The organism is Nonomuraea antimicrobica (assembly GCF_039536965.1).
In the GTDB taxonomy this organism is placed as follows: Bacteria; Actinomycetota; Actinomycetes; order Streptosporangiales; family Streptosporangiaceae; genus Nonomuraea; species Nonomuraea antimicrobica.
This window is the reverse complement of the sequence record NZ_BAAAZP010000049.1, coordinates 262305-282689: the sequence shown is the minus strand read 5'-3', so window position 1 is coordinate 282689 and position 20385 is coordinate 262305. Positions and strand designations below refer to the sequence as shown.

Annotated in this window: 18 protein-coding genes and 2 pseudogenes; 8 read left to right on the top strand and 12 right to left on the bottom strand. The window is 69.0% G+C overall.

What is annotated here, in order from left to right; genetic code table 11:
* The 5 genes and pseudogenes from ABD844_RS14590 to ABD844_RS14570 all read right to left on the bottom strand — a co-directional run.
* A pseudogene (locus tag ABD844_RS14590) lies at window positions 1-448 on the bottom strand (NADH-quinone oxidoreductase subunit M); the annotation flags it as partial.
* Window positions 445-2421 (bottom strand): NADH-quinone oxidoreductase subunit 5 family protein, encoded by a 1977-nt coding sequence (locus tag ABD844_RS14585; protein ID WP_344877036.1) that lies wholly within the window; start codon window positions 2419-2421, stop codon window positions 445-447. The pseudogene ABD844_RS14590 and the gene ABD844_RS14585, both read right to left, overlap by 4 nt.
* A gap of 296 nt (window positions 2422-2717) precedes the next feature.
* Window positions 2718-2999: pseudogene (nuoK, locus tag ABD844_RS14580) on the bottom strand (NADH-quinone oxidoreductase subunit NuoK); the annotation flags it as partial.
* On the bottom strand, window positions 2999-3811 hold the full coding sequence (locus ABD844_RS14575) for an NADH-quinone oxidoreductase subunit J family protein (RefSeq protein WP_344877034.1): 813 nt from the start codon (window positions 3809-3811) through the stop codon (window positions 2999-3001). The pseudogene nuoK and the gene ABD844_RS14575, both read right to left, overlap by 1 nt.
* Window positions 3808-4992 carry a 4Fe-4S binding protein gene (locus tag ABD844_RS14570; RefSeq protein ID WP_344877032.1) on the bottom strand — a complete coding sequence of 395 codons (1185 nt, stop codon included), beginning with the start codon at window positions 4990-4992 and terminating at the stop codon, window positions 3808-3810. Before ABD844_RS14570 ends, ABD844_RS14575 begins: the two co-directional genes overlap by 4 nt.
* Before the next feature lie 209 nt (window positions 4993-5201).
* On the opposite strand from ABD844_RS14570, the gene ABD844_RS14565 reads away from it, so the two are divergent.
* Window positions 5202-6371: a serine/threonine-protein kinase gene (locus tag ABD844_RS14565; RefSeq protein WP_344877030.1), complete on the top strand. Its 1170-nt coding sequence runs from the start codon at window positions 5202-5204 to the stop codon at window positions 6369-6371.
* A 307-nt stretch (window positions 6372-6678) separates the two neighbouring features.
* On the opposite strand, the gene ABD844_RS14560 is transcribed toward ABD844_RS14565, so the two are convergent.
* From ABD844_RS14560 to ABD844_RS14535, 6 genes are all read right to left on the bottom strand, one after another.
* Window positions 6679-7623, bottom strand: coding sequence for a hypothetical protein (locus tag ABD844_RS14560; RefSeq protein WP_344877028.1), 945 nt, complete (start codon window positions 7621-7623; stop codon window positions 6679-6681).
* Between the two features lie 573 nt (window positions 7624-8196).
* Window positions 8197-9138 carry an NADH-quinone oxidoreductase subunit NuoH gene (gene nuoH, locus ABD844_RS14555; RefSeq protein WP_344877026.1) on the bottom strand — a complete coding sequence of 314 codons (942 nt, stop codon included), beginning with the start codon at window positions 9136-9138 and terminating at the stop codon, window positions 8197-8199.
* A complete protein-coding gene (locus ABD844_RS14550) occupies window positions 9131-9679 on the bottom strand; it encodes an NADH-quinone oxidoreductase subunit C (RefSeq protein ID WP_344877024.1) in 549 nt (182 codons plus the stop codon). Before ABD844_RS14550 ends, nuoH begins: the two co-directional genes overlap by 8 nt.
* On the bottom strand, window positions 9676-10395 hold the full coding sequence (nuoB, locus tag ABD844_RS53115; protein ID WP_425568561.1) for an NADH-quinone oxidoreductase subunit NuoB: 720 nt from the start codon (window positions 10393-10395) through the stop codon (window positions 9676-9678). Before nuoB ends, ABD844_RS14550 begins: the two co-directional genes overlap by 4 nt.
* Window positions 10396-10988: 593 nt before the next feature.
* On the bottom strand, window positions 10989-12326 hold the full coding sequence (locus ABD844_RS14540) for a M48 family metallopeptidase (RefSeq protein ID WP_344877022.1): 1338 nt from the start codon (window positions 12324-12326) through the stop codon (window positions 10989-10991).
* 64 nt (window positions 12327-12390) lie between these two features.
* Window positions 12391-12762: an NADH-quinone oxidoreductase subunit A gene (locus tag ABD844_RS14535; RefSeq protein WP_344877074.1), complete on the bottom strand. Its 372-nt coding sequence runs from the start codon at window positions 12760-12762 to the stop codon at window positions 12391-12393.
* Between the two features lie 109 nt (window positions 12763-12871).
* On the opposite strand from ABD844_RS14535, the gene ABD844_RS14530 reads away from it, so the two are divergent.
* The 6 genes from ABD844_RS14530 (at window position 12872) to ABD844_RS14510 (ending at window position 19209) form a co-directional block, all read left to right on the top strand.
* Window positions 12872-14347 (top strand): polysaccharide deacetylase family protein, encoded by a 1476-nt coding sequence (locus ABD844_RS14530; RefSeq protein ID WP_344877020.1) that lies wholly within the window; start codon window positions 12872-12874, stop codon window positions 14345-14347.
* A gap of 60 nt (window positions 14348-14407) precedes the next feature.
* Entirely contained in the window at window positions 14408-14497 is a 90-nt protein-coding gene (locus ABD844_RS53110) for a putative leader peptide (protein ID WP_311132193.1), read from the top strand.
* Window positions 14498-14623: 126 nt separating this feature from the next.
* The gene (locus tag ABD844_RS14525; protein WP_344877018.1) at window positions 14624-16471 is read left to right on the top strand and encodes a 2-oxoacid:acceptor oxidoreductase subunit alpha; all 1848 of its coding nucleotides are present in this window, start codon (window positions 14624-14626) and stop codon (window positions 16469-16471) included.
* Window positions 16461-17510 (top strand): 2-oxoacid:ferredoxin oxidoreductase subunit beta, encoded by a 1050-nt coding sequence (locus ABD844_RS14520; protein ID WP_344877016.1) that lies wholly within the window; start codon window positions 16461-16463, stop codon window positions 17508-17510. The genes ABD844_RS14525 and ABD844_RS14520 overlap by 11 nt, the downstream gene beginning before the upstream one ends.
* Window positions 17511-17570: 60 nt before the next feature.
* Window positions 17571-18494 carry an NAD-dependent epimerase/dehydratase family protein gene (locus ABD844_RS14515; protein WP_344877014.1) on the top strand — a complete coding sequence of 308 codons (924 nt, stop codon included), beginning with the start codon at window positions 17571-17573 and terminating at the stop codon, window positions 18492-18494.
* Window positions 18495-18552: 58 nt separating this feature from the next.
* Window positions 18553-19209: a class I SAM-dependent methyltransferase gene (locus tag ABD844_RS14510; protein ID WP_344877011.1), complete on the top strand. Its 657-nt coding sequence runs from the start codon at window positions 18553-18555 to the stop codon at window positions 19207-19209.
* Window positions 19210-19230: 21 nt separating this feature from the next.
* On the opposite strand, the gene ABD844_RS14505 is transcribed toward ABD844_RS14510, so the two are convergent.
* Complete coding sequence (locus ABD844_RS14505; RefSeq protein WP_344877009.1) at window positions 19231-20019, bottom strand: right-handed parallel beta-helix repeat-containing protein; 789 nt, start codon at window positions 20017-20019, stop codon at window positions 19231-19233.
* A gap of 109 nt (window positions 20020-20128) precedes the next feature.
* Here ABD844_RS14505 and ABD844_RS14500 point away from each other — a divergent pair.
* Window positions 20129-20385, top strand: a 257-nt coding sequence (locus tag ABD844_RS14500) for a hypothetical protein (RefSeq protein WP_344877007.1), incomplete at its 3' end; no start/stop codon positions are given.

Below are 20385 nucleotides of genomic sequence, written 5' to 3'. Positions count from 1 at the left end.
CGAAGAAGACGAAAAAGAGCAGCAGGTCGAGGGCGAGGAACGTACCGATCATGCCGACTTCGAGCACCAGCACCGTGAACACGAGCGCTCTCGGCCTGGCCCGCATGAACTCCTTCGCCCCCCGGGCGCGACCCCAGCTCAGGTAGACGAAGCACAGGAAGGTCAGCAGGGCCGTCAGCGCGATCAGCGGCAGCGAGACGCCGTCGACACCGAGGTGGAAGCGCAGCCCGAGCCCGGGGATCCACGGCAGGTCGACCTCGAACTGCACCCGCGCCGGCCGTCTGTGGTCGAAGGCCGCCACGAGCGCGAGGCTGAGAGCGAGCGTGACGCCCGAGAAGATCAGCCCGTACGTACGGAACAGGGGGCCGAGCGCACGCGGCGCGAGGAGGAGCAGGAGCGCGCCGGCCAGCGGCACGGCGAGGAGCGCGACGGGGATCCAGCCCATCATGTGAACACCACCGCCCCCACCGCGATCAACAGGACACCGGCCAGCAGCCCACTCACGTAGAGCTGGACGTTGCCGTTCTGGGCGAGTCGCAACACGCCGGACAATCCGCGGGCCGACCTGCCCGAGCCGCGTACCGCGCCGTCGACGACCGTGTCGTCCGTCCTGACGACCAGCCTGGCCAGGGCCAGCACCGGGCGGACGAACAGGGCGGCGTAGAGGGCGTCCAGGTAGAACGCCCGCTCACAAGGTGCTCTCAGCGGGCCCAGGAGGCGGGCCGGGTCGGCGACGGGGTCGAGACGCCACAAGACGTAGACCGCGCCTGCGCCCAGCGCCGTGAGCACGACGCTGATGCCCGCCACGCCGAGGTCGAGGTGCGGCTCCCCGGCGAAGCCCAGCAGCAGGGCGGGGGCGGCGAGGAGGAGCAGGGGAACGAGCATCGTGCGGGGGGCTTCGGTGACGTCCACGATGTGGGCGGTGCCGGGGTGGGGCTCCGGGAGCGCCACGGCCCGCGCGTCGCCGAAGAAGGTGCGTAGCCAGGCTCGGGTGGCGTACGCGCCGGTGACGGCCACGGTCGCGAGCGCGCAGCCGTAGAGGAGGAGTGCGGCCGCGTCGGTCAGGCCGCCGGTGGACAGGCCGCCCGCGGTCAGGGCGTGGTCCATGGCGAGGAGGACGCCGTCCTTGCTGAAGAAGCCGCTGACCGGAGGGATGCCCATCAGGGCGGCGAACCCGATCGTCATCGTCACGAACGTGACCGGCAGCTCGCGACGCAGGCCGCCCATCCGGCTCATCAGGTTGGAGCCGACGTGGTGGATCACCGCTCCCGCGCAGAGGAACAGCAGGGCCTTGAACGCGCCGTGGGTGAGCAGGTGGAAGACGGCCGCCGTGCCGGAACCCGCGGCCAGCGCACCCGCCATGTAGGCGAGCTGACTGATCGTGGAGTAGGCGAGGACGCGTTTCAGATCGTCCTGGGCCAGGGCGGCCAGGGCGGCGCCCAGCATGCCCAGGGCGGCGAGGACGGCCAGCACGTCGAGCGTGGGACGGGCGGCCACGAACGCCGGGAACAGCCTGGCCACGATGAAGATGCCCGCGGCCACCATGGTGGCGGCGTGGATCAGGGCGCTGATCGGCGTCGGGCCGGCCATGGCGTCGGGGAGCCACGTGTGCAGCGGCACCTGCGCGCTCTTGCCCGCCACCCCGGCCAGCAGGAGCATCGTGGCCGTCACGAGCGTGGCCGCGGACATCTCCGGCGCCTTCGCCAGCACGTCGGCGATGCGGAAGCTGCCCGCCGCCATCCCCAGCACGAAGATGCCGAACAGGAAGCCCACGTCACCGAGGCGGGTGACGAGGAACGCCTTCACCGCGGCGCGCGAGTTGCCCCGATCTTCCCACCAGTGTCCGATGAGGAGGTAGGAGCACAGGCCCATGATCTCCCAGCCCACATACAGGACCAGGAGGTCGCCCGCGTAGATCACCAGGAGCATGGCGCTGGTGAACAGGCTGATGAACGCGCTGTAGGAGGGGTAGCGCGGGTCGCCCTTGAGGTAGCCGACGGAATAGACCTGTACGGCGAGCGCCACCAGGGTCACCAGCACGCCGAGAACGCCCGACAGGGCGTCTGCCTGGAGGGTGAGCGAGATCGGAACGCCACCCGTGACGATCGTGCCGTAGGTCTGACCCGTGGGTGCGCCTGTGGGGAGCGTGCCGGTGGGAAGCGTGCCGGTGGCGAGTGTGGCCGTGCCGGTGAAGTAGGCGAACCCCGGGCCCCAGGCCAGCCAGGTCGCCAGGACCGCGGAGGCGGTCGTGGGGAGGATCGCTATCCAGGCCGCTCGGGTGTTGGCTCGTTCGCCCGCCTTCTGGTGGGGGCGGCCGTCTTGCGTTGCCGACGCGCGGCGGCCAGGCCGGCGGGAGAGCAGGAGGCCCGCGAAGGCGGCCAGGAACGGCAGGTGAACGGCCAGCAGCGGGAACGTCGTCATTGCGTCCCACCGCCTCGCTTGACGCGCTGCTCGCCCTCACTGCCGTCACCGCGCCCCTCTTCGGAGGCAGGGTGCTGTTGATCGGGTCGCTCTTGTCCGGAACTTTGGCGGCCGGGACTCTGTTGGCCGGGACTCTGCGGATCGGAGCGCTGCTGGTCGGAATGGTGCTGGTCGGTCCGCACTTGGCTGGAGCGGTCGGCTGGAGTGCCTGAGGCCGGGGCCAGGGCCAGCGAGAGGCCCGCTGTCTCGGCGGAGGCGAGGTGTTCGTCGGCGGGCTCCGCCAGGTCGCGGAGGTGGTCGATGTCGACGGTACGGCGGTTGCGGAAGAGCGCCAGCACGATCGCGAGGCCCAGGCCCACTTCGGCGGCCGCGATGACGATGACGAAGAGGGTGAGCACCTGACCGCTGTGCAGGCGATCGCCCAGCCACACGTCGAACGCGACCAAGTTGAGGTTGACGGCATTGAGCATCAGCTCGACCGACATCAGCACGAGGATCGTGTTGCGCCGGGCGAGCACACCGTACACGCCGATGGAGAACAGGAGCGCCGAGACGACTGCCGGGTAGACGATGTGCACTAGTTCCCCCCGGTCTGGTCGGGTGGCGGGTCGCCCACGGTCCGGTCAGGTGGTGAGGCGGACCCCGTCCGATCGGGTGAACCGTGGGCGAGGTCGTCGGGCCGCTCGGGGAATCCGGCGGGCTGGTCAGGTGAACGGGCGAACTCGCCATCCCGCTCGGGGACGCGTTGGCCCGATGAACCGGGCAGCGCGTCTGCACGGCGGCCCACGGGAGCGTTCGTGACCTCCGTTTGCTGGTCCGGAGGGCCGGGGGGAGCTGCTGTCCGTGGGCTCGGTGGGCCGCCGGGGATGTCGGTGCGGGAGAGGACGATCGCGCCGATCAGGGCGGCCAGCAGGAGCACGGAGAGCGCTTCGAACGGCAGGACCCAGGTGGCGAACACGCTGGCGCCGATTTCCTTGGCGGCTCCCGGGCCGGGGGTGAGCGGCGCGTAGGCCGTACGGAAACCGTCGATCACCACGGTGACCAGGATCGCGGCCGTCGCCACCGCCACCAGGGCCGCTGTCACCTTGTTGCCGCTGTCAAGGTCGGCGGAGCGGCCTATCGGCGCGCGGGTCAGCATGATGCCGAACAGCAGCAGTACGACGACCGCACCCACGTAGATGAGCACCTGCACCCAGGCCACGAACTCGGCGGTCAGCACGAGATAACCTCCGGCCAGCGCGCCGAAGCACAGCACCAGCCAGAGAGCGGCATGAACGAGTTGTCTGGTCGTGACGACAAGCAGCGCCGATCCAACCGCTACCGCGCCCAGGAGCAAGAAGACGATCTCTTGCCCGGTGGGTGACAGGTAGGAGGGCACCGCCTCGGTCACGACTCCTCCTCGGACTCCCTCGTCTCGTCAGGACCGAGCCGCCCGGGAGGACGGATGGACCGTGGATCGGCCATCCTGCGCCTGCGGGGGCTCGCGGCAGAAGTCTGCACCTCCGGATCGGGCTTCGATCGCGGTTCGCCCGAGGCTGTGGACAACTCGTCCGGGGGCGGCCGACCTGTGGATGAAGCCTGCCTCTGGTCTGGCTCCCCAGCCTGATCCAGTTGCCCGGCCTGACCGGGATCCGGCTCCTCAGCCTGCTCCAACTCCCTGGCCTGACCAGGATCCGGCTCCCCAGACTGATCCGGCTCCCGGGCCTGTCCAAGGTCCGACTCCCCGGCCTGCTCCGACTCCCTGTCCTGGTCCTTGGGCCGGGGTGTTTGCGTGGGAGTGGTGGGGGTCGTTGACTCCGCGTCGTCGTCTGTCGTCTCGTGCGACGGGCTGGCGGCGTCTCCACCAGGCGGTTTGGTCTGAGGAGTGGACGGGAGGGTGCCCGGCGGGCGGATCCCCCGCACGTTCGTCATCGGGCGGCGGTCACGCCTTTCTGTTGGGCGTTCCGTGGGGCCGGGCTCGGAGGCGTTTTCGGCGGCGGGCTCGGGAGGTGGGGTGGTGGTTCCCTGAGGTTCCTTGGCGGGAGCGGTGGCGGGAGTCTCGTTCGCCTGGGTTTGTACGGGCTTGCGCGCCTCTGGAGAGGTACGGGAGCGCTGGGCCCCCGCCGTACGGGCCGGGCGGTCGGATGCCGGGCGGCGAGGGGCGGCCGTCAACTCCTTCGGGGGCTCGGCGCCCGGGTCGTGGGCCGGAGGCGGCGGGACGGTCTGGGCCCAAGCGGCCAGCGTGTCCTTTTCGTGGAGGAGGTTACGGATGTCGCCTTCCGCGTACTCGAACTCCGGGGACCAGAAGAGCGCGTCGAACGGGCAGACCTCGATGCAGATGCCGCAGTACATGCACAGGGCGAAGTCGATCGCGAAGCGGTCGAGGACGTTACGCTGGCGGGGACGGCCGCCCTCGGGAGCCGGGATCGTCTCCTTGTGCGAGTCGATGTAGATGCACCAGTCGGGGCACTCTCGGGCACAGAGCATGCAAGAGGTGCAGTTTTCCTCAACTAGGGCGATGACTCCTCGACTGCGGGGCGGCAGGGCGGGCTTGACCTCGGGATATTGCTGCGTAACCGATTTGCGCAGCATGTGGCGAAGGGTGATGGACAACCCCTTTGCCAGTCCGACTCCCGGTATCCGCGCCATGGCTCAACATCATGGCGCACTTGGCCGCGCAGGTGAATGTGTCAGCGCGTTGTCCCCAGTTTTTCCACAGCCGTCCACAGGCTACGGGGTGGTTATCCACAGGCTGTGCGCATGCCCGATATGAACCACGGCATGGCGATAGTCTCTCGGCCATGCAGCACAGCCATCCGATCCGCCCGAGTGGCCTGAGGTGGGCGGCCGCCGTCGTGTGGGCCTGTCTGCCCTTGTTCACGTGCGGCATCGCGACCCCGTTCACGATCGGGATCGCGGCGTTCTGGCTGCGCAACGTCTGGCATGGTGTGGCCGCGTCCGTCTATCTGGTCGGCATCGGGTCGTTCCTGATCGCGGCGGTGGCGTACGACAGTTACGAAGACTTCCCCGATCCCCTGGCCATGCTGGTCTCGATGGGGCTCCTGATCAGCTGGCTCGGCGGGGTCATCCACTCGGGGATCTTAGTGCCCTTCATGGCGCGGGCCCGACTGTCCCCGATTGCGCGCCCGCCCGTTGACCTGCGGCAACGGGTCACCGCGCCCACCCATCACCAGCGGCACGGCGAGCCGGAGTGGATCGGGCACTATCGGCTGCTGCAGCCGCTCGGGCGCGGCGGGCAGGGGGCGGTCTACCTGGCCATGGCGCCGAACGGGGTGCGGGTGGCCGTGAAAGTCCTGCACGATCTGGTCGACGACGTGGCCAGGGCCAGGTTCGCGCGGGAGGTGGAGGCGGCACGGCGGGTGGCCACGTTTTCCACAGCCCGCGTGCTCGACGTGAACATCAGCAGCCGACGCGCGTACATTGTCAGCGAGTACGTGGAGGGCCCGTCGCTCGAACAGCTCGTCAAGAAGTACGGCCCTCGTGACGAAGACAGCTTGACGCGGCTGGCGTTGTCCACAGCCGGGGCGCTGGCGGCCATCCACAAGGCAGGGGTCGTTCACCGCGACTTCAAGCCGAGCAATGTGCTGATCGGGCACGACGGGCCGCGGGTGATCGACTTCGGGATCGCGCGTGCGCTCGATCAGGTGACGATGACGTCCGGGAAAGTGGTGGGGACACCGCCGTACATGTCGCCCGAGCAGCTCACGGGCGAGTCCGTGGGGTCGGCTTCTGACGTGTTCAGTTGGGCCGTGACGATGATGTTCGCGGCTACGGGAAAGCCGGTGTTCGGTGAGGACACGGTGCCGGCGGTGTTCCACCGGGTGCTGACCTTCCATCCGGACCTGTCGCCGCTCCCACCCGCCTTACGTGGAGTTGTAGGGGCTTGTCTTAGCAAGCGGGCGGAGGAGCGGCCGTCGGCTTCGGATGTGATGCTGGCGATCGTTCGCTGAGCCCGGCGGGGCTGGGGCGGTGCCCGGCGGGGCTGGGCGAGGTTCCGATGGTGTCCGGTGGTGCCCGGAAGGGCCAGGTGCTGCCTGACAAGGGCCGGGTGGTGCCCTACAGGTTCTCGGTGGTGCCTGGCGGGGGCCGGGTGGCGCCTGGCGGGGCCGGGTGGTGGGCCAGCGGGAGCCGAATGGCGCCTGGCGGGAGCTGGATGGTGGGCTGGCTGAGGACGACAGCGGGCGGCGGGGCCGGGTGATGGCCGCAGGCCCGGTGATGGCCGCAGGCCCGGTGATGGCCGCAGGCCCGGAGGCTGGGTTAGGGGGTGGCTTCTCGGCTGTTTGTGGTCAGGTTCAGATATTCGTCGTGTGACACCTGGTGTACGGCCAGGTGTAGGTCATGGCGTTTCGCGAAGTGTTCCACCTCTTGAGGGGGCCATGCGCCAGGGAGATGGTGAAGCGGGTGGCCTGCGATGTCGAGGATGAAGAGGCCGGTCAGTCTCTCGTAGCGGTAGAGGAGGAGGCTGAAGGCCTGGCCGGGGCGGGCGCCCAGACGTACCTCGCCGATGACCGTGTTGCCCTGGGTGATGTTGAGCTTGTTGAAGGATCCCAGGGTGAGGTTGGGGCCGCCGTACGGGCCGATGGTCAGGCCGCGCTTGCGGCGTAAGCGGTGAAGTCTGGCCAGTACGGGACGGAGGAGAAGCAACGCGGGGCTGAAGAGCACCCATAACCATTTGATCTCGAGTAATTCCAGGAGGAGTCGGCCGAGCATCGACAGGCCGCGCCATGCCGCCCACAGCCCTACGGAGAGGAGATAGACCATCAGCGCGGCACCGGCGAGTCCCGCCGCGATAACTACCGCTTTGCGCCATCTGCCCGGGGAAGGGGGCTTGAGGCCGTGGATACGTTGCCAGCCGGCGGCGCGAGACGCGAGGATCGCGCGGACCTTGTTGGAGGGGTGCCGACGGGCGTCGTACAGCGGGATTCCGGCTCGGCGGGCGAACTCCTCCAGGTGCGGCGCATGCCAGTCGCCTGATAGGTCGAGCAAGACCAGGCCGTCGTCGCCGAGAGCCGCCACACCTTGGACCTGGCGATCCCCTTCCAGGTCGTGGCTGTAGTGGAGGAGACGGGCGGGCGTGAGGGTTAGCGAATTGCCGGAGTGCGGGTCGGTTACGGTCAGGGACTGGTGACCGGGGGAAGTGAGGGTGGTTTTCGGGCAGCGGCCGCTTTTGGTTGCGCCTGCGCACGGCTGGAGTTGCTTCACGTGTCGTATCCCCCTATTTGCCCCTTGGGCCCCTTGTTGAGATACGACGAGCATGGCGGAGTCGAGGTTCCGCAGGGGTTTCCGGGGCGCTTTTGCACTGCTGGTGGGTGGTGGCGCTCCCGTGGACGCAGCCCAACCCCATGAACCCCAACCTCGTGGACGCGACCCTGCGGACGCAACCCAACCCGTGGGCGCAAGCGTGGTGCTCGCCTGGCGCGGATGGCGACCCTTGGGAGCCCGGGAGCCCGGGAGCCCGGGAGCCCGGGAGCCCGGGAGCCCGGGAGCCGGGAGCCGGGGAGGCGGGAGGCGGGGAGCCGGGAGGCGGGAGGCGGGGAGCCGGGAGGCGGGAGGCGGGGAGCCGGGGAGCCGGGGAGCCGGGAGCCGGGAGGCGTTCGGTTGGAGTGGTGGTGTGATCTGACGGGTTGTGGTGTGATCCGACGGGTTTTGTTGGGTGCGGTGCTCTTCCCGTCGGGACGGTGTTCTGGTGGATGGGGGTGCGGTCCCAGCAGGGCTGGGCTTTGTCGTGGTGGGTTCGGGTGGGTTGGGTGGTGGGGTTCGGGGGTGGGGGGCGGTTCAGATGAGGACCTTGATGACGCCGGTCAGGGCCAGTTGGGCGAGGGCCAGCGGTACGAGAACCGCCCAGGCCAGTTTCTGGAGCTGGTCCTCGCGGAGCCGCGGGTACGTCACCCGCAGCCAGATCACGACGAACGCCAGCAGGAAGACCTTCACCAGGGTCCACAGCCAGCCGGGCAGGAACGGGCCCTGCCAGCCGCCCAGGAACAGGACGGTGGTCAGGAAGGACAGGACGACGATACCGGCGTACTCGGAGAGCATGAAGAGCGCGAAGCGCATGCCGGTGTACTCGGTCATGGGGCCCATGATGATCTCGGACTCGGCGATCGGCATGTCGAACGGGGGGCGGCGGAGCTCGGCGAGCCCGGCCAGGAAGAACACGATGCCGCCGATCGCCTGCCAGGGCAGCCACCACCACTGCCAGGCCTCGACGATCCCGGGCAACGACAGCGTGCCCGCGGCCATGGCCACGGAGGAGGCGGCAAGGACGAGTGGCAGTTCGTACGACATGAGCTGGGCCGCCGAGCGCATCCCGCCGAGGACGGAATACTTGTTCGCGGAGGCCCACCCCGCCATGATCGAGCCCAGGACGCCGATGCCCATGACGGCGAGGACGAAAAAGAGACCAAGGTCGAGGTCCACGGTCACCCGGCCGCGGTCGATGGGGATGACGATCAGGACGACCAGGTACGGCACCAGCGCCACACCAGGGGCGATCATGAAGATGCGGCGGTCGGCCGCGGCCGGGATGACGTCCTCCTTCTGGGCGAACTTCACCCCGTCGGCGATGAGCTGCGCCCAGCCGTGGAAGCCGCCCGCGTACATGGGGCCGAGGCGCGACTGCATGTGGGCCATGACCTTGTGTTCCGTCTGCCCGATGATCAGGGGCAGCACCAGGAACACGATGAGGATGACGGCGAAGCTCAGCACCACTTCAAGCATCGGGCGGCCCCCAGTCGGCTGGTACTCCTGGCGGAAGCGTTTTGCGGCGGCTCGGAGCGCCGTGTCCTGACTCGCCGGGTTCCTTGGCGCCGGGCCAGGGCTTGGCCACGCGGGCGGCGAGAATGAAATCCTTGCGGAGCGGGTGACCTTCGAAGCCGTCGGGCAGCAGGAGGGGGACGAGGTTGGGGTGGTCGTCGAAGATCACACCGAACATCTCGTACGTCTCGCGCTCGTGCCAGTTCGCGCCCCGGTAGACGCCGACGGCGGTGGCCAGGTGGGGATTGTCACGGGGGACGCGGGTGCGGAGGAGCAGCCGACGTCCGGCGGTCGGGTTGTAGACGTGGGCGACGATGACGAAGTCGGCCGGAGGCTCGTCGACGCCGGTCAACCAGTCGAAGAAGGCGTGGTCGAGGTCGTCGCGGACGTACGTGAGCAGTTCGATCCAGTCGGCGGGGGCGACGTCGACGGTGGTGTCGCCGTACGACTCGGAGATCTGGGCGCGGTCGCCGAAGCGCTCCGCGATCTCCTCCTGGCCGGTCACGCCTGCTCCGGTCGGGTCTCGGACTCCGGGCTCGGCTCAGGTGCTCGGCGGGGCCCGGATTCCGGTTGGGTCCCGGGTGCCGGTCGCTGCCCGGATGCCGGTGTCTGCCCGGATGCCTGGTGGGGCTCCGGTTCTGGTCGCGTCGCGGACTCCGGGTGCGTTTCCTGCTTTGGCTGGGGCGGGTCGTTCGGATGCGTCTCCAGGGCGGGCTGCGGTTGCGCGTGGGGGCGGGACCACACGTAGCGGTCGCTCAGCTTCTCCCCTGCGATCTTCTCCTGGAGTTTCGTGATGCCGTACAGGAGAGACTCCGGTCGGGGTGGGCAGCCGGGGACATAGACGTCCACGGGGATGATCTGATCCACACCGTTGGTGACGCAGTAGGAGTCCCAGTACGGGCCGCCGCTGTTGGAGCAGGCGCCGAACGAGATCACGTATTTGGGGTCGGGCATCTGCTCGTAGAGGCGCTTCACGGCGGGCGCCATCTTGTCGGTGACCGTGCCCGAGACGATCATGAGGTCGGCCTGCCTGGGGCCGTTCGCGAAGGGGATCACGCCGAAGCGGATGAAGTCGTGGCGGCTCGTCGAGGCCGCGATGAACTCGATGGCGCAGCAGGCCAGCCCGAAGTTGAACACCCACAGGGAATAGCGGCGGCCCCAGTTGAGGATGAAGCGCATGGGCTTGGGCGCCAAGCGCGAGATGGGGCCCACTGTGGGCATCGGGAGATCCGTGGCGGCCATATGACCATTCTTGCGCGGATCGAAGGTGCGGCAAAGGAATCCTCCTGGCGCGCGACCGGCGGGCCGGTCAGTGCGTGGTGTCGGATCTGCCTCCGGGGATGTTCGTGATGATCTTGGGGATGCTCGTGATGGTGGTGGAGACCCGTCCTTATCGCGGGTCTCGGCCACTCGGCCCGCCCCAGTCACCAGCCTCGCCGCTGTGGATAGTGCTGCGCTGAGGATGGACGGGGTGGTGCGGTGGAGAGAAGGAAAAGGGGATCGGAGCGCGGTGTTGTGGGTGAGGGGGCGGGGTTAAGTGGTGTGAATGAGGGCGGTGTTACGGGTGAAGCGGTGTTGCGGGTGAGGCGCTGTCCTGGGTGACGGCGTGTCCCAGATGGCGGCAGTGTCCCAGGTGACGGCAGTCCCAGGTGACGTGTCCCAGGTGACGGCAGTAACCCAGGCGTGTCTCAAGTGACGGAAGTGTCCCCAAGTGACGCCAGTGTCGTTGGTAACGGCAGTGTCGGCAGTGTCGTTGGTAACGCAGTGTTGCCGGTGACGAGTAGTCGTGGATGAGGTGTGGGAGGGTGCGGTGGTCAGTGGTAGAGGGCCGAGCGGGCGTCTTCCTTGACGGCGTGGGCCACGCGCCGCGCGACCGTCCCCAGTTCCCCGTCCATCAGCTCGACGCCTTCCGACTCCGCGCCCGTCAGCCCCGCAGCGCGTACGCGGCCCTCCGAGTACGGGAGGCTCGCCACCCACTCCATCCGCAGGTACGTAGGGGGATGCGTCTGGTCCACGCGGAGTTCCCCCAGGCGGGCGGCTCGGCGGCGGCGTTCGCGTTCGGAGTCCGGGAGGGTGTCCACCGCGGCCCGTAGCGCCGTCCAGAGTTCGTCGGTCTTGGTGACGGTGACGCTCGTGTCCAGGAACCGGACGGCGGGGTCCGCACGGGTGACCAGCGAGTCCAGACACGAGTTCATGGCGGGCACGCCCGCCACCTGGGCGGCGAGTTCGTCGGCCCGGTATTCGGCCCGTTGCGACGAGCGGTACAGCAGCAGTTCCATCACCGCGATCAGGCCCCGTACGGGCAGCCCGACGACGGCGAGCAAGGACTCGGCGAACCAGCGCGACACGCCATCTCCCGGCTCCCAGCCGAAACGGGTCACATCGCGCAACACGCCGAGCGAGTACAGCGCGCTGCCCACGACGAGGCCGTGCCTCCCGTCGCCGTTGCGGGAATGCGCCATTTCGTGGGCGAGGAGCGCGACGCGTTCCTGCGGGGTGAGGATGATCCACAGCGGGTACCCGATCTCGACCAGGCGCCGACGCCGCCAGCCGTATGTGCGGAACGACGCGTTCACCGAGCCGCTGACGGCCACCAGGTCGGTACGGGGCGCGCCGATCTCGTCACCGATCCGGTCGAGCAGGGCGTACAGGTTCGGGGCGGCCTCGCGGGTCAGCGGCTCGGCGTCCCGGGGGAAGGGGGCGGGGCGGGGCCGGAGCAGCCAGGCCAGGTCGAGGGCCACCAGGGCGGGGAGGATGGCGAAGAGGGTCCAGCGGGTCACGAGGTAGCCGCCGAGGGCGAGGAACGCGGGGGCGAGGAGGTGGACCAGGAAGGCGAGGGCGTAGGTGGCGACACGGGCCGCTCCCACCGATGTGCCACCACCGTCGGTACGCGAGCGGACGACGTCCTCGTGCAGGCCGTGGACGAGTCTTTCCGATAATCGGGCGAAGCGGGCCTTCTTCGCCGGGGCGGGGGTGCGTACGACGTTCCAGTCGCAGGACGGGCACCACTGCGGGTAAGGGGGCTCGGTCTTGAGCGGCTGGGCGCACTGCGGGCAGTCAAAGTCGCTCTGGGGGCGATCAGAGCTCCGAGGAACGTTCTGGGGGCTCTGGGGGCTCTGGGCATGGTGGGGGCTTTGGGGGTGATGGGTCACGGCACAGCAAAGTGCCACAGCCGAAGCACACCCGGGTAACGTCCTCCTGCCGTCGCGCCCGCGGCTACGTCCAGCTCAGTACGCGCTTGCGCCACGCGTACACGATGCCCAGGGCGATGAACCCCAGGAAGACGAACATCTCCACGAGCGTCGTCACCCCGTAGCCGGGCGCGTCGAAGACGGTGGCCCAGGGGAAGAGGAAGACGGCGTCCACGGCGAACACGACGTACAGGTACGTGAAGACGTAGTAGCGCACCTGCGACTGCGCCCAGCCCTCCCCCACGGGGTCGACCCCGCACTCGTACGTGGTCAGCTTCTCCGGTGTCGGGCGGGTGGGGCGGAGGAGGCGGTTGGCGAACAGGGCACCGGCCACGATGGCGACGCCGATGGCGAGCAGCGCGGCCACGAGCGCGTAGGAGCCGAAGTAGCCGTCCATGACGGGATCGTAACCCGCCACCGCGCCGATACCCAGCGCAGTCAAAGCCTCTGCGCCTATCACACAAAATCCAGGTAAATGGTAAGACTAGCCACATACCCTGACATTTATGCGCATACCGCGATTCTTCACCGGAATCGCTCTGCTGGCCATCTCGGTGTCCGGCTGCAGCCTCGCCGCCGCACACGAGGGGGATGTCGTGGTACCGGCAGAGCCGACGCTGATCGACTTCGTCGACCCGGCGACCGTCGCCGGCCTGTCCACCAGAACGCTGACCGAAGGCGACTCCAGCACCCGAGGATACGTGCACATCAACTACCCGGAGCTGGCCCACGCCCCCGCGCTCAACCGGGCCCTGGCCGTCCGGGCCGAGCGCCAGCTCCGCGAGTTCCACAGCCGCACGCGCGGCGAGGACGCCTCCGGCCCCCGCGCCGAGCTGAACGTGGACTGGCAGCTCGCCGCCGCCTCTCCCCAGGCCGTCGCGGTACGGCTGCGCACCGGCGAGTTCCTCGGCAAGACCTGGGGCAACTCCACGCGTACGTACTGGTTCGACCCGGCCAAGGGCCAGGCCATCGACTCCACCGGGCTGCTGTCGGGGCCGGCGTCCCAGGAGCAACTGGCGACGCTGGTCAGGGGCCTGCTGGAGAAGCGCGGGTCACAGGTGGATCGGAACGAGCTGAAGGCGGGCGGCAACGAGTTCGACTCGATGGCGTTCAACCGCAGCGGCGATCTCGTGGTGGAGTTCGACGACTGCGAGATCGGGCCGTGCTCGCTCGGCCGCCTGGCCGTGGCCGTGCCCGCGCATCAGGTGGCGCCGCTGCTGTCGGACCTGGGGCGGCGGGCCCAGGAGAGCGTGCGGGCGGCGGCCACGCGCGCGGCGGGCGGCGGCACGCCCCCGTCCGCGCCCACGCCCGGGGTCGCCAGCGCAGGGAGCGGGTCGGGGAGCGGGTCGGGGACCGGGTCAGGGAGCGTGGACTGCGCGCAGGTCAAGTGCGTGGCGCTGACGTTCGACGACGGGCCGGGGCCGTACACCGCGAAACTGCTCGACCTGCTGGCGCGGGAACGGGCGCGGGCCACGTTCTTCGCCGTGGGCAGCAACGCGGCCGCCCAGCCGGAGCTGCTGAAGCGGATGAGCACGGAGGGCCACCTCGTCGGCAACCACTCCTGGGCACATACGGACCTGTCGAAACAGGCCAGCAGCAAGATCGCAGACTCGATCGGGAAGACGGAGGACACGCTGTCGGCCGTCACCGGGCAGCGTCCCAGGCTGCTGCGCCCGCCGTACGGGGCCGTGAGCCAGCAGGTGCAGGACGTGGCACGTGACCTGGGGCTCTCACTGGTCACCTGGAGCGTCGACGCCGAGGACGGGCCCGGCAGCGAACCGCGCGACATAGCGGACCGGACCGTGCGTCAGGCGCATCCAGGTGCGATCATTCTTCTGCACGACATTCATCGGGAAACGGTGGATGCGGTTCCGGACATCCTCAAATCGTTGCGTGGGAAGGGTTACAGCTTCGTGACCGTTCCCGAGTTGTACGGCACTGCGGGGATGCAGGCCGGACGCCTGTACAGGTCAGGGAGCTGACTGCCCGGTAAGCAGCCCCTGACACCGCGCGCGTGTTGGGGGGACGTATAGTTGGCGCTCGTGACCCGAACCGTCCTGTTCGCCCGCCTGCATGTAGACCTCTGCAGGCTCGCCTCCGGACTGTGTCGTCGTTCTCCCACCTCACCCTGACTGTCAGTCGACCACGTTTACCCGCTCTTTGCGGGATGCAAACGCGTGACCTTCCGAGGATTTAGCATGGAAACAGAGAACGCGCCAAAGGCAAACGCGCAGTGGCGCGTCGAGGAGGACTGAGCTGTGACGAAGCAGGTCCAGCAACTTGACCGCGTGATCATCAGGTTCGCTGGAGACTCAGGCGACGGTATGCAGCTCACCGGCGACCGCTTCACCGCGGGCACGGCGGAGTTCGGCAACGACCTGTCGACGCTCCCCAACTTCCCCGCCGAGATCCGCGCGCCCGCGGGCACCCTGCCCGGCGTGTCGAGCTTCCAGCTCCACTTCGCCGACCACGACATCCTCACGCCGGGCGACGCGCCGAACGTGCTCGTGGCCATGAACCCGGCGGCGCTCAAGGCCAACCTCGGCGACCTGCCGAGGGGCGCGGACATCATCGCGAACACCGATGAGTTCACCAAGCGCAACCTCCAGAAGGTCGGCTACGCCGCCAACCCGCTGGAGGACGACTCGCTCGGCGAGTGGCGCGTGCACGCGGTGCCGCTGACCTCGCTCACCGTGAAGGCCCTCGAAGGCTTCGAGCTGTCCAAGAAGGACGCCGAGCGGTCGAAGAACATGTTCGCCCTCGGCCTGCTGTCGTGGCTCTACCACCGGCCGACCGAGCACACCATCACGTTCCTCGAGCAGAAGTTCGCCAAGAAGCCCGACATCGCCAAGGCCAACATCGCGGCCTTCCAGGCGGGCTGGAACTACGGCGAGACGACCGAGTCCTTCTCCGTCTCGTACGAGGTCAAGCCCGCGCGACTGGCGCCGGGCGTCTACCGCAACATCTCCGGCAACCAGGCGCTGGCCTACGGCCTGATCGCCGCCAGCGTGCAGTCGAAGCTGCCGTTGTTCCTGGGGTCCTACCCGATCACCCCGGCCAGCGACATCCTGCACGAGCTGTCCAAGCACAAGCGCTTCGGGATCCGTACCTTCCAGGCGGAGGACGAGATCGCCGGGGTCGGCGCGGCGCTCGGCGCCGCGTTCGGCGGGGCGCTCGGCGTGACCACGACCAGCGGCCCGGGTGTGGCGCTGAAGGCCGAGACGGTCGGCCTGGCCGTCACCACCGAGCTGCCGCTGATCGTCGTGGACGTGCAGCGGGCCGGGCCGAGCACCGGCATGCCGACCAAGACGGAGCAGACCGACCTGCTGATGGCCATGTTCGGCCGCAACGGCGAGTCGCCGGTGCCGATCGTGGCGCCGATGTCGCCGAGCGACTGCTTCGACGCGGCCGTCGAGGCGGCCCGGATCGCGATCAAGTACCGCACGCCGGTCATGTTGCTCTCCGACGGCTACCTGGCCAACGGGTCCGAGCCCTGGCGCCTGCCCGAGATCTCCGAGCTTCCGGACATCTCGCAGACGTTCACCACCGAGCCCAACGGCGCGGACGGCGAGTTCCTGCCCTTCAAGCGCGACACCGAGACCCTCGCCCGCCCGTGGGCCATCCCCGGCACGCCCGGCCTCGAACACCGCATCGGCGGCATCGAGAAGGCCGACGGCACCGGCAACATCTCCTACGATCCGGACAACCACGACCTGATGGTCCGCACCAGGGCCGCCAAGATCGCCGGCATCGACGTGCCCGCGCTCGACGTCGACGACCCCGACGGCGACGCCGACGTGCTCGTCATCGGCTGGGGATCGACGTACGGGCCGATCGCCGCGGCCGTGCGGCGCATCAGGAAGAGCGGCGGCAAGGTCGCCCAGGCCCACCTGCGCCACCTCAACCCGCTGCCCGCCAACACCGGCGACGTACTCAAGCGCTACGACAAGGTGCTGCTGCCCGAGATCAACCTGGGCCAGCTCGCGCTGCTGCTGCGAGCGAAATACCTCGTCGACGTGATCAGCTACAACCGTGTGCGCGGGCTCCCGTTCAAGGCCGAGGAGCTGGCCGGAGTCATCCAGGACGTGATCGACAGTGACCAGTGAGCTGGTGAACGGGAAGGGCTTGTCGCTCGTCCCGAAGACCGACGTCAAGCAGGGCCTGAAGGACTTCAAGTCCGACCAGGAGGTGCGCTGGTGCCCGGGTTGCGGTGACTACGCGATCCTGGCCGCGGTGCAGAGCTTCCTGCCCGAGCTGGGGCTCAAGCGAGAGAACATCGTGTTCGTGTCGGGCATCGGGTGCTCGTCGCGCTTCCCGTACTACCTCAACACGTACGGGTTCCACTCGATCCACGGCCGGGCGCCGGCCATCGCCACCGGGCTCGCGGCGAGCCGGCCCGACCTGAGCGTGTGGGTGATCACCGGTGACGGCGACGCGCTGTCCATCGGCGGCAACCACCTGATCCACGCACTGCGCCGCAACGTCAACCTGAACATCCTGCTGTTCAACAACAGGATCTACGGTCTGACCAAGGGCCAGTACTCTCCCACCTCCGAGGTCGGCAAGATCACCAAGTCGACGCCGATGGGCTCGCTGGACCGGCCGTTCAACCCGATCTCGCTGGCCATCGGGGCCGAGGCGTCGTTCGTGGCCAGGACCATCGACTCCGACCGCAAGCACCTGCAGTCGGTGCTGCGCGAGGCGACCGCGCACCGCGGCACGTCGCTGGTGGAGATCTACCAAAACTGCAACATCTTCAACGACAACGCCTTCGAGCAGCTCAAGGACCCCGCGATCCGCGACGACATCACGTTGCGCCTGGAGCACGGGCAGCCGATCGTGAGCGCCTCCAAGGCCGTCGTACGGGCCGCGAACGGTGGCATCGAGGTCGTGGCGCGCGAGGGCGTGAGCGACGACCAGATCCTCGTGCACGACGCCCACAACCCCGACCCGTCGGTGGCCTTCGCGCTCAGCAGGCTCGACGAGCCCGCGTTCGAGCACGTGCCGATCGGCATCTTCCGCCAGGTCGACCGCCCGGCGTACGACGTGCTCATGGCCGAGCAGCTCGAGGCGGCCGCGACGCAGAAGGGGCCCGGCGATCTGAGCGAGTTGCTGCTCGGTGGCGACACCTGGCGCATCAGCTAGTTGATGTATTAGATGGAGCCGTCGGCCCAACGGCTCCATCTCCCACGGAGGTCAATCACGATGGCGTATTGGCCGCGAACCGTGGTGCTGGTCACAGGGGCGGCCGGGTTCATCGGCTCGCATCTGGTGCGGCGCCTACGTGCGCTCGGCGCCCAGGTGCACGCGGTCAGCCGCCGCCCGCGGCCGGCTCGGCACGGCGAGACCTGGCACGCGGCCGATCTCTCCGACGCGGCCGCCACGGCGAGCCTGCTCCGGTCGGTGCGCCCGGCCGTGCTGTTCCACCTCGCCGGCGAGGTCACCGGGTCGAGAAGCGACGAGGTGATCCGCGCGACCCTGGAGAACAACGTCCTCGGCTCGGTCAACCTGCTGGCCGCCGCCCGCGCGAACGGCGTCAGGACCGTCTTCACCGGCTCCATCGAGGAGCCGCGGCCGGGCAACGACCTGGCCCCGCCGTCGTCGGCGTACGCGATGTCCAAGTGGGCCGCCACCGGCTACGCGCAGCTCTACCACCGGCTCTGGGACCTGCCCGTCACCGTGCTGCGCCCGAGCATGGTCTACGGGCCGGCCCAGCCCGACACCACCAAGCTCGTGCCGTACGTGACGCTCTGCCTGCTGCGGGGCCGGCGACCCCGGCTCACCAGGGGGACCAAGCTCGCCGACTGGATCTACGTGGACGACGTCGTGGACGCGTACGTCCTGGCCGGGGAGTCGGACAAGGCGATCGGGCACACGCTCGACATCGCGACGGGCGTCGAGACCCCCGCCCATGAGATCGTCACGAGGCTTTACCGCATCACCGGCGCGGACACATCCCCGGAATTCGGCGCCTCCCCCGACCGCCCGCACGATATTACGCAGGTCGGTGACATCGCGCCCGCCGCGGATCTGCTCGGCTGGCATCCTGGCACGGAATTGGACGACGGGTTACGCCGAACGGTCAATTGGTACGCGTCCCAAGAATGTCACGAAGATTCGCCTTCTTAGGTTCTCGGACTGAATTCTGGGAGCATTAGGGTACTAATCTGGCCGGAGGAGCCCCTTTATGAGCCGTTTGAATGCTCTGCGCAGTCGATTCGTGGACGCTCCGGACTCCCTGGGGGCCAAGGCGCGGGCGCGGAGGTGGCAGTGGTTCGCCGCCCGGTTCCCCGACCTCGACCGGATGAACGTCCTCGACCTCGGCGGCACGGCCGGGGCCTGGATGCGCGCCCCGATCCAGCCGGCGCACGTGCACATCGTCAACCTCGAACAGCCGCCCGCCGACCTGCCCGCGTGGCTGCGCGCCGACGTCGCCGACGCCTGCGACCTCCCGACCGCCATCCGCGGCACCCGCTACGACCTGGTCTTCTCCAACGCGGTGATCGAACACGTGGGCGGTCACCAGCGCCGTCAGCGCTTCGCCGACACCGTGCACGAGATGGCCGAGCGGCACTGGGTGCAGACGCCCTACCGCTATTTCCCGGTCGAGCCGCACTTCCTGTTCCCCGGGTTCCAGTTCCTGCCGCTGGCGGCGCGTACGACGATTCTGCGCCGCTGGCCGCTCGTCCACACCCCGACCTCCGACCGGGACGCCGCACGCATGATCGCCATGGAGGTCGAGCTGCTCAGCGTGACCGAGATGCGGCACTACTTCCCCAAGTCGCTGATCCGCTTCGAGCGGCTGGCGGGGCTGGTGAAGTCGGTCATCGCGGTCCGCGGCTGAGCCCGGCCACCGACCGGCCGGTCAGTCTCCGGCCATCACGCCCGCGCCGGTGTTCTCCCAGGTGTTGCCGCGCCAGACGTTGCCCGGCCCGTTGGCGTCCCAGTACGACACCGGGCCCGCGTAACCGCCCTTCGGCCAGACGCGGCGGCTGAAGACGTTGTCGATCACCTTGATGTTCGAGGACAGGCCCTTGCGCCCCGCGCCCGCGTAGAGCGTCCAGCCGCCTCCGGCCAGCAGGTTGCCCTGCACGGTGACGTTGCGCGTCACGCCGAAGTCCTGGAAGAGCGCGATCGCGCCGGTCTGGTTGAGCGTGTTGATCACCGTGTTGCGGCGGATGATCAGCTCGGTGCCCGCGGCGGCCGTGCCCGTCGACATGATCATGTCGGTGTGGTCCTCCGCGTAGTACTTCGGGTCGTGCACGTACGAGTCCTCGACCAGGCCCTGGTCGGTGAGGATGCCGTTGGAGATCGTGTGGATGTCCACCCGGCGGATGGTGATCATCTTGCCCTGGTTGAGTATGCCGAACTGGGTGCGCTGCCTGCCGTTGCCGAAGATCTCGCTGTCCTCGACCTTCAGGCCCGAGAAGCCCTTGCGCTGGAGGATGCCCCAGTAGTCGGACTGCCCGCGGACCCGGGTGTTGCGGATGGTGACGTTGTCGGCCTCGACCGTGAGGTCGCCGGTGACGTCCCAGCCGTCGATGACCTTGCCGTCCTCCTTGATGACGATCGAGCCGGTCTTCTTGACCATCGGGGTGCCGTCGGGGACGCCGGTGTTGCCTGGACCTGGCCAGCCGCCGGAGGGTGGCGGCACGGTCCTGGTCGACGTCGGGCTCGGAGTCGGGGTCGCGGTCTGAGTCGGGGTCGGGGTCGGGGTCTGAGTCGGGGTCGGGGTCGCAGTGGGGGTGACCGTCGGAGTCACTGTGCGGGTCACGGTCGGGGTGGGCGTGGGGGTGCGCGTCCTCGTGAAGGTCGGGGTGGGCGTCACGGTTCTCGTGGGCGTGACCGTGACCGTTGGCGTGGGCGTGACCGTGGGCGTCCTCGTGGGCGTCGGGGTGCGCGTCGGGGTGCGCGTCGTCGTCGGGCTGACGGTGGGCGTCACCGTACGCGTGAGCGTGGGGGTGGGTGTCACGGTCCTCGTCGGGGTGACCGTGGGGGTGACCGTCGGGGTACCCGTGGG

Excerpts from the sequence above, each read along its gene's own strand:
- ABD844_RS14530 (WP_344877020.1), top strand. The coding sequence starts at position 12,872 with ATGCGCATACCGCGATTCTTCACCGGAATCGCTCTGCTGGCCATCTCG.
- ABD844_RS14515 (WP_344877014.1), top strand. The coding sequence starts at position 17,571 with ATGGCGTATTGGCCGCGAACCGTGGTGCTGGTCACAGGGGCGGCCGGG.
- nuoB (WP_425568561.1), bottom strand. The coding sequence starts at position 10,395 with ATGCCCACAGTGGGCCCCATCTCGCGCTTGGCGCCCAAGCCCATGCGC.
- nuoH (WP_344877026.1), bottom strand. The coding sequence starts at position 9,138 with ATGCTTGAAGTGGTGCTGAGCTTCGCCGTCATCCTCATCGTGTTCCTG.
- ABD844_RS14565 (WP_344877030.1), top strand. The coding sequence starts at position 5,202 with ATGCAGCACAGCCATCCGATCCGCCCGAGTGGCCTGAGGTGGGCGGCC.
- ABD844_RS14510 (WP_344877011.1), top strand. The coding sequence starts at position 18,553 with ATGAGCCGTTTGAATGCTCTGCGCAGTCGATTCGTGGACGCTCCGGAC.
- ABD844_RS14570 (WP_344877032.1), bottom strand. The coding sequence starts at position 4,992 with ATGCTGCGCAAATCGGTTACGCAGCAATATCCCGAGGTCAAGCCCGCC.
- ABD844_RS14585 (WP_344877036.1), bottom strand. The coding sequence starts at position 2,421 with ATGACGACGTTCCCGCTGCTGGCCGTTCACCTGCCGTTCCTGGCCGCC.
- ABD844_RS14535 (WP_344877074.1), bottom strand. The coding sequence starts at position 12,762 with ATGGACGGCTACTTCGGCTCCTACGCGCTCGTGGCCGCGCTGCTCGCC.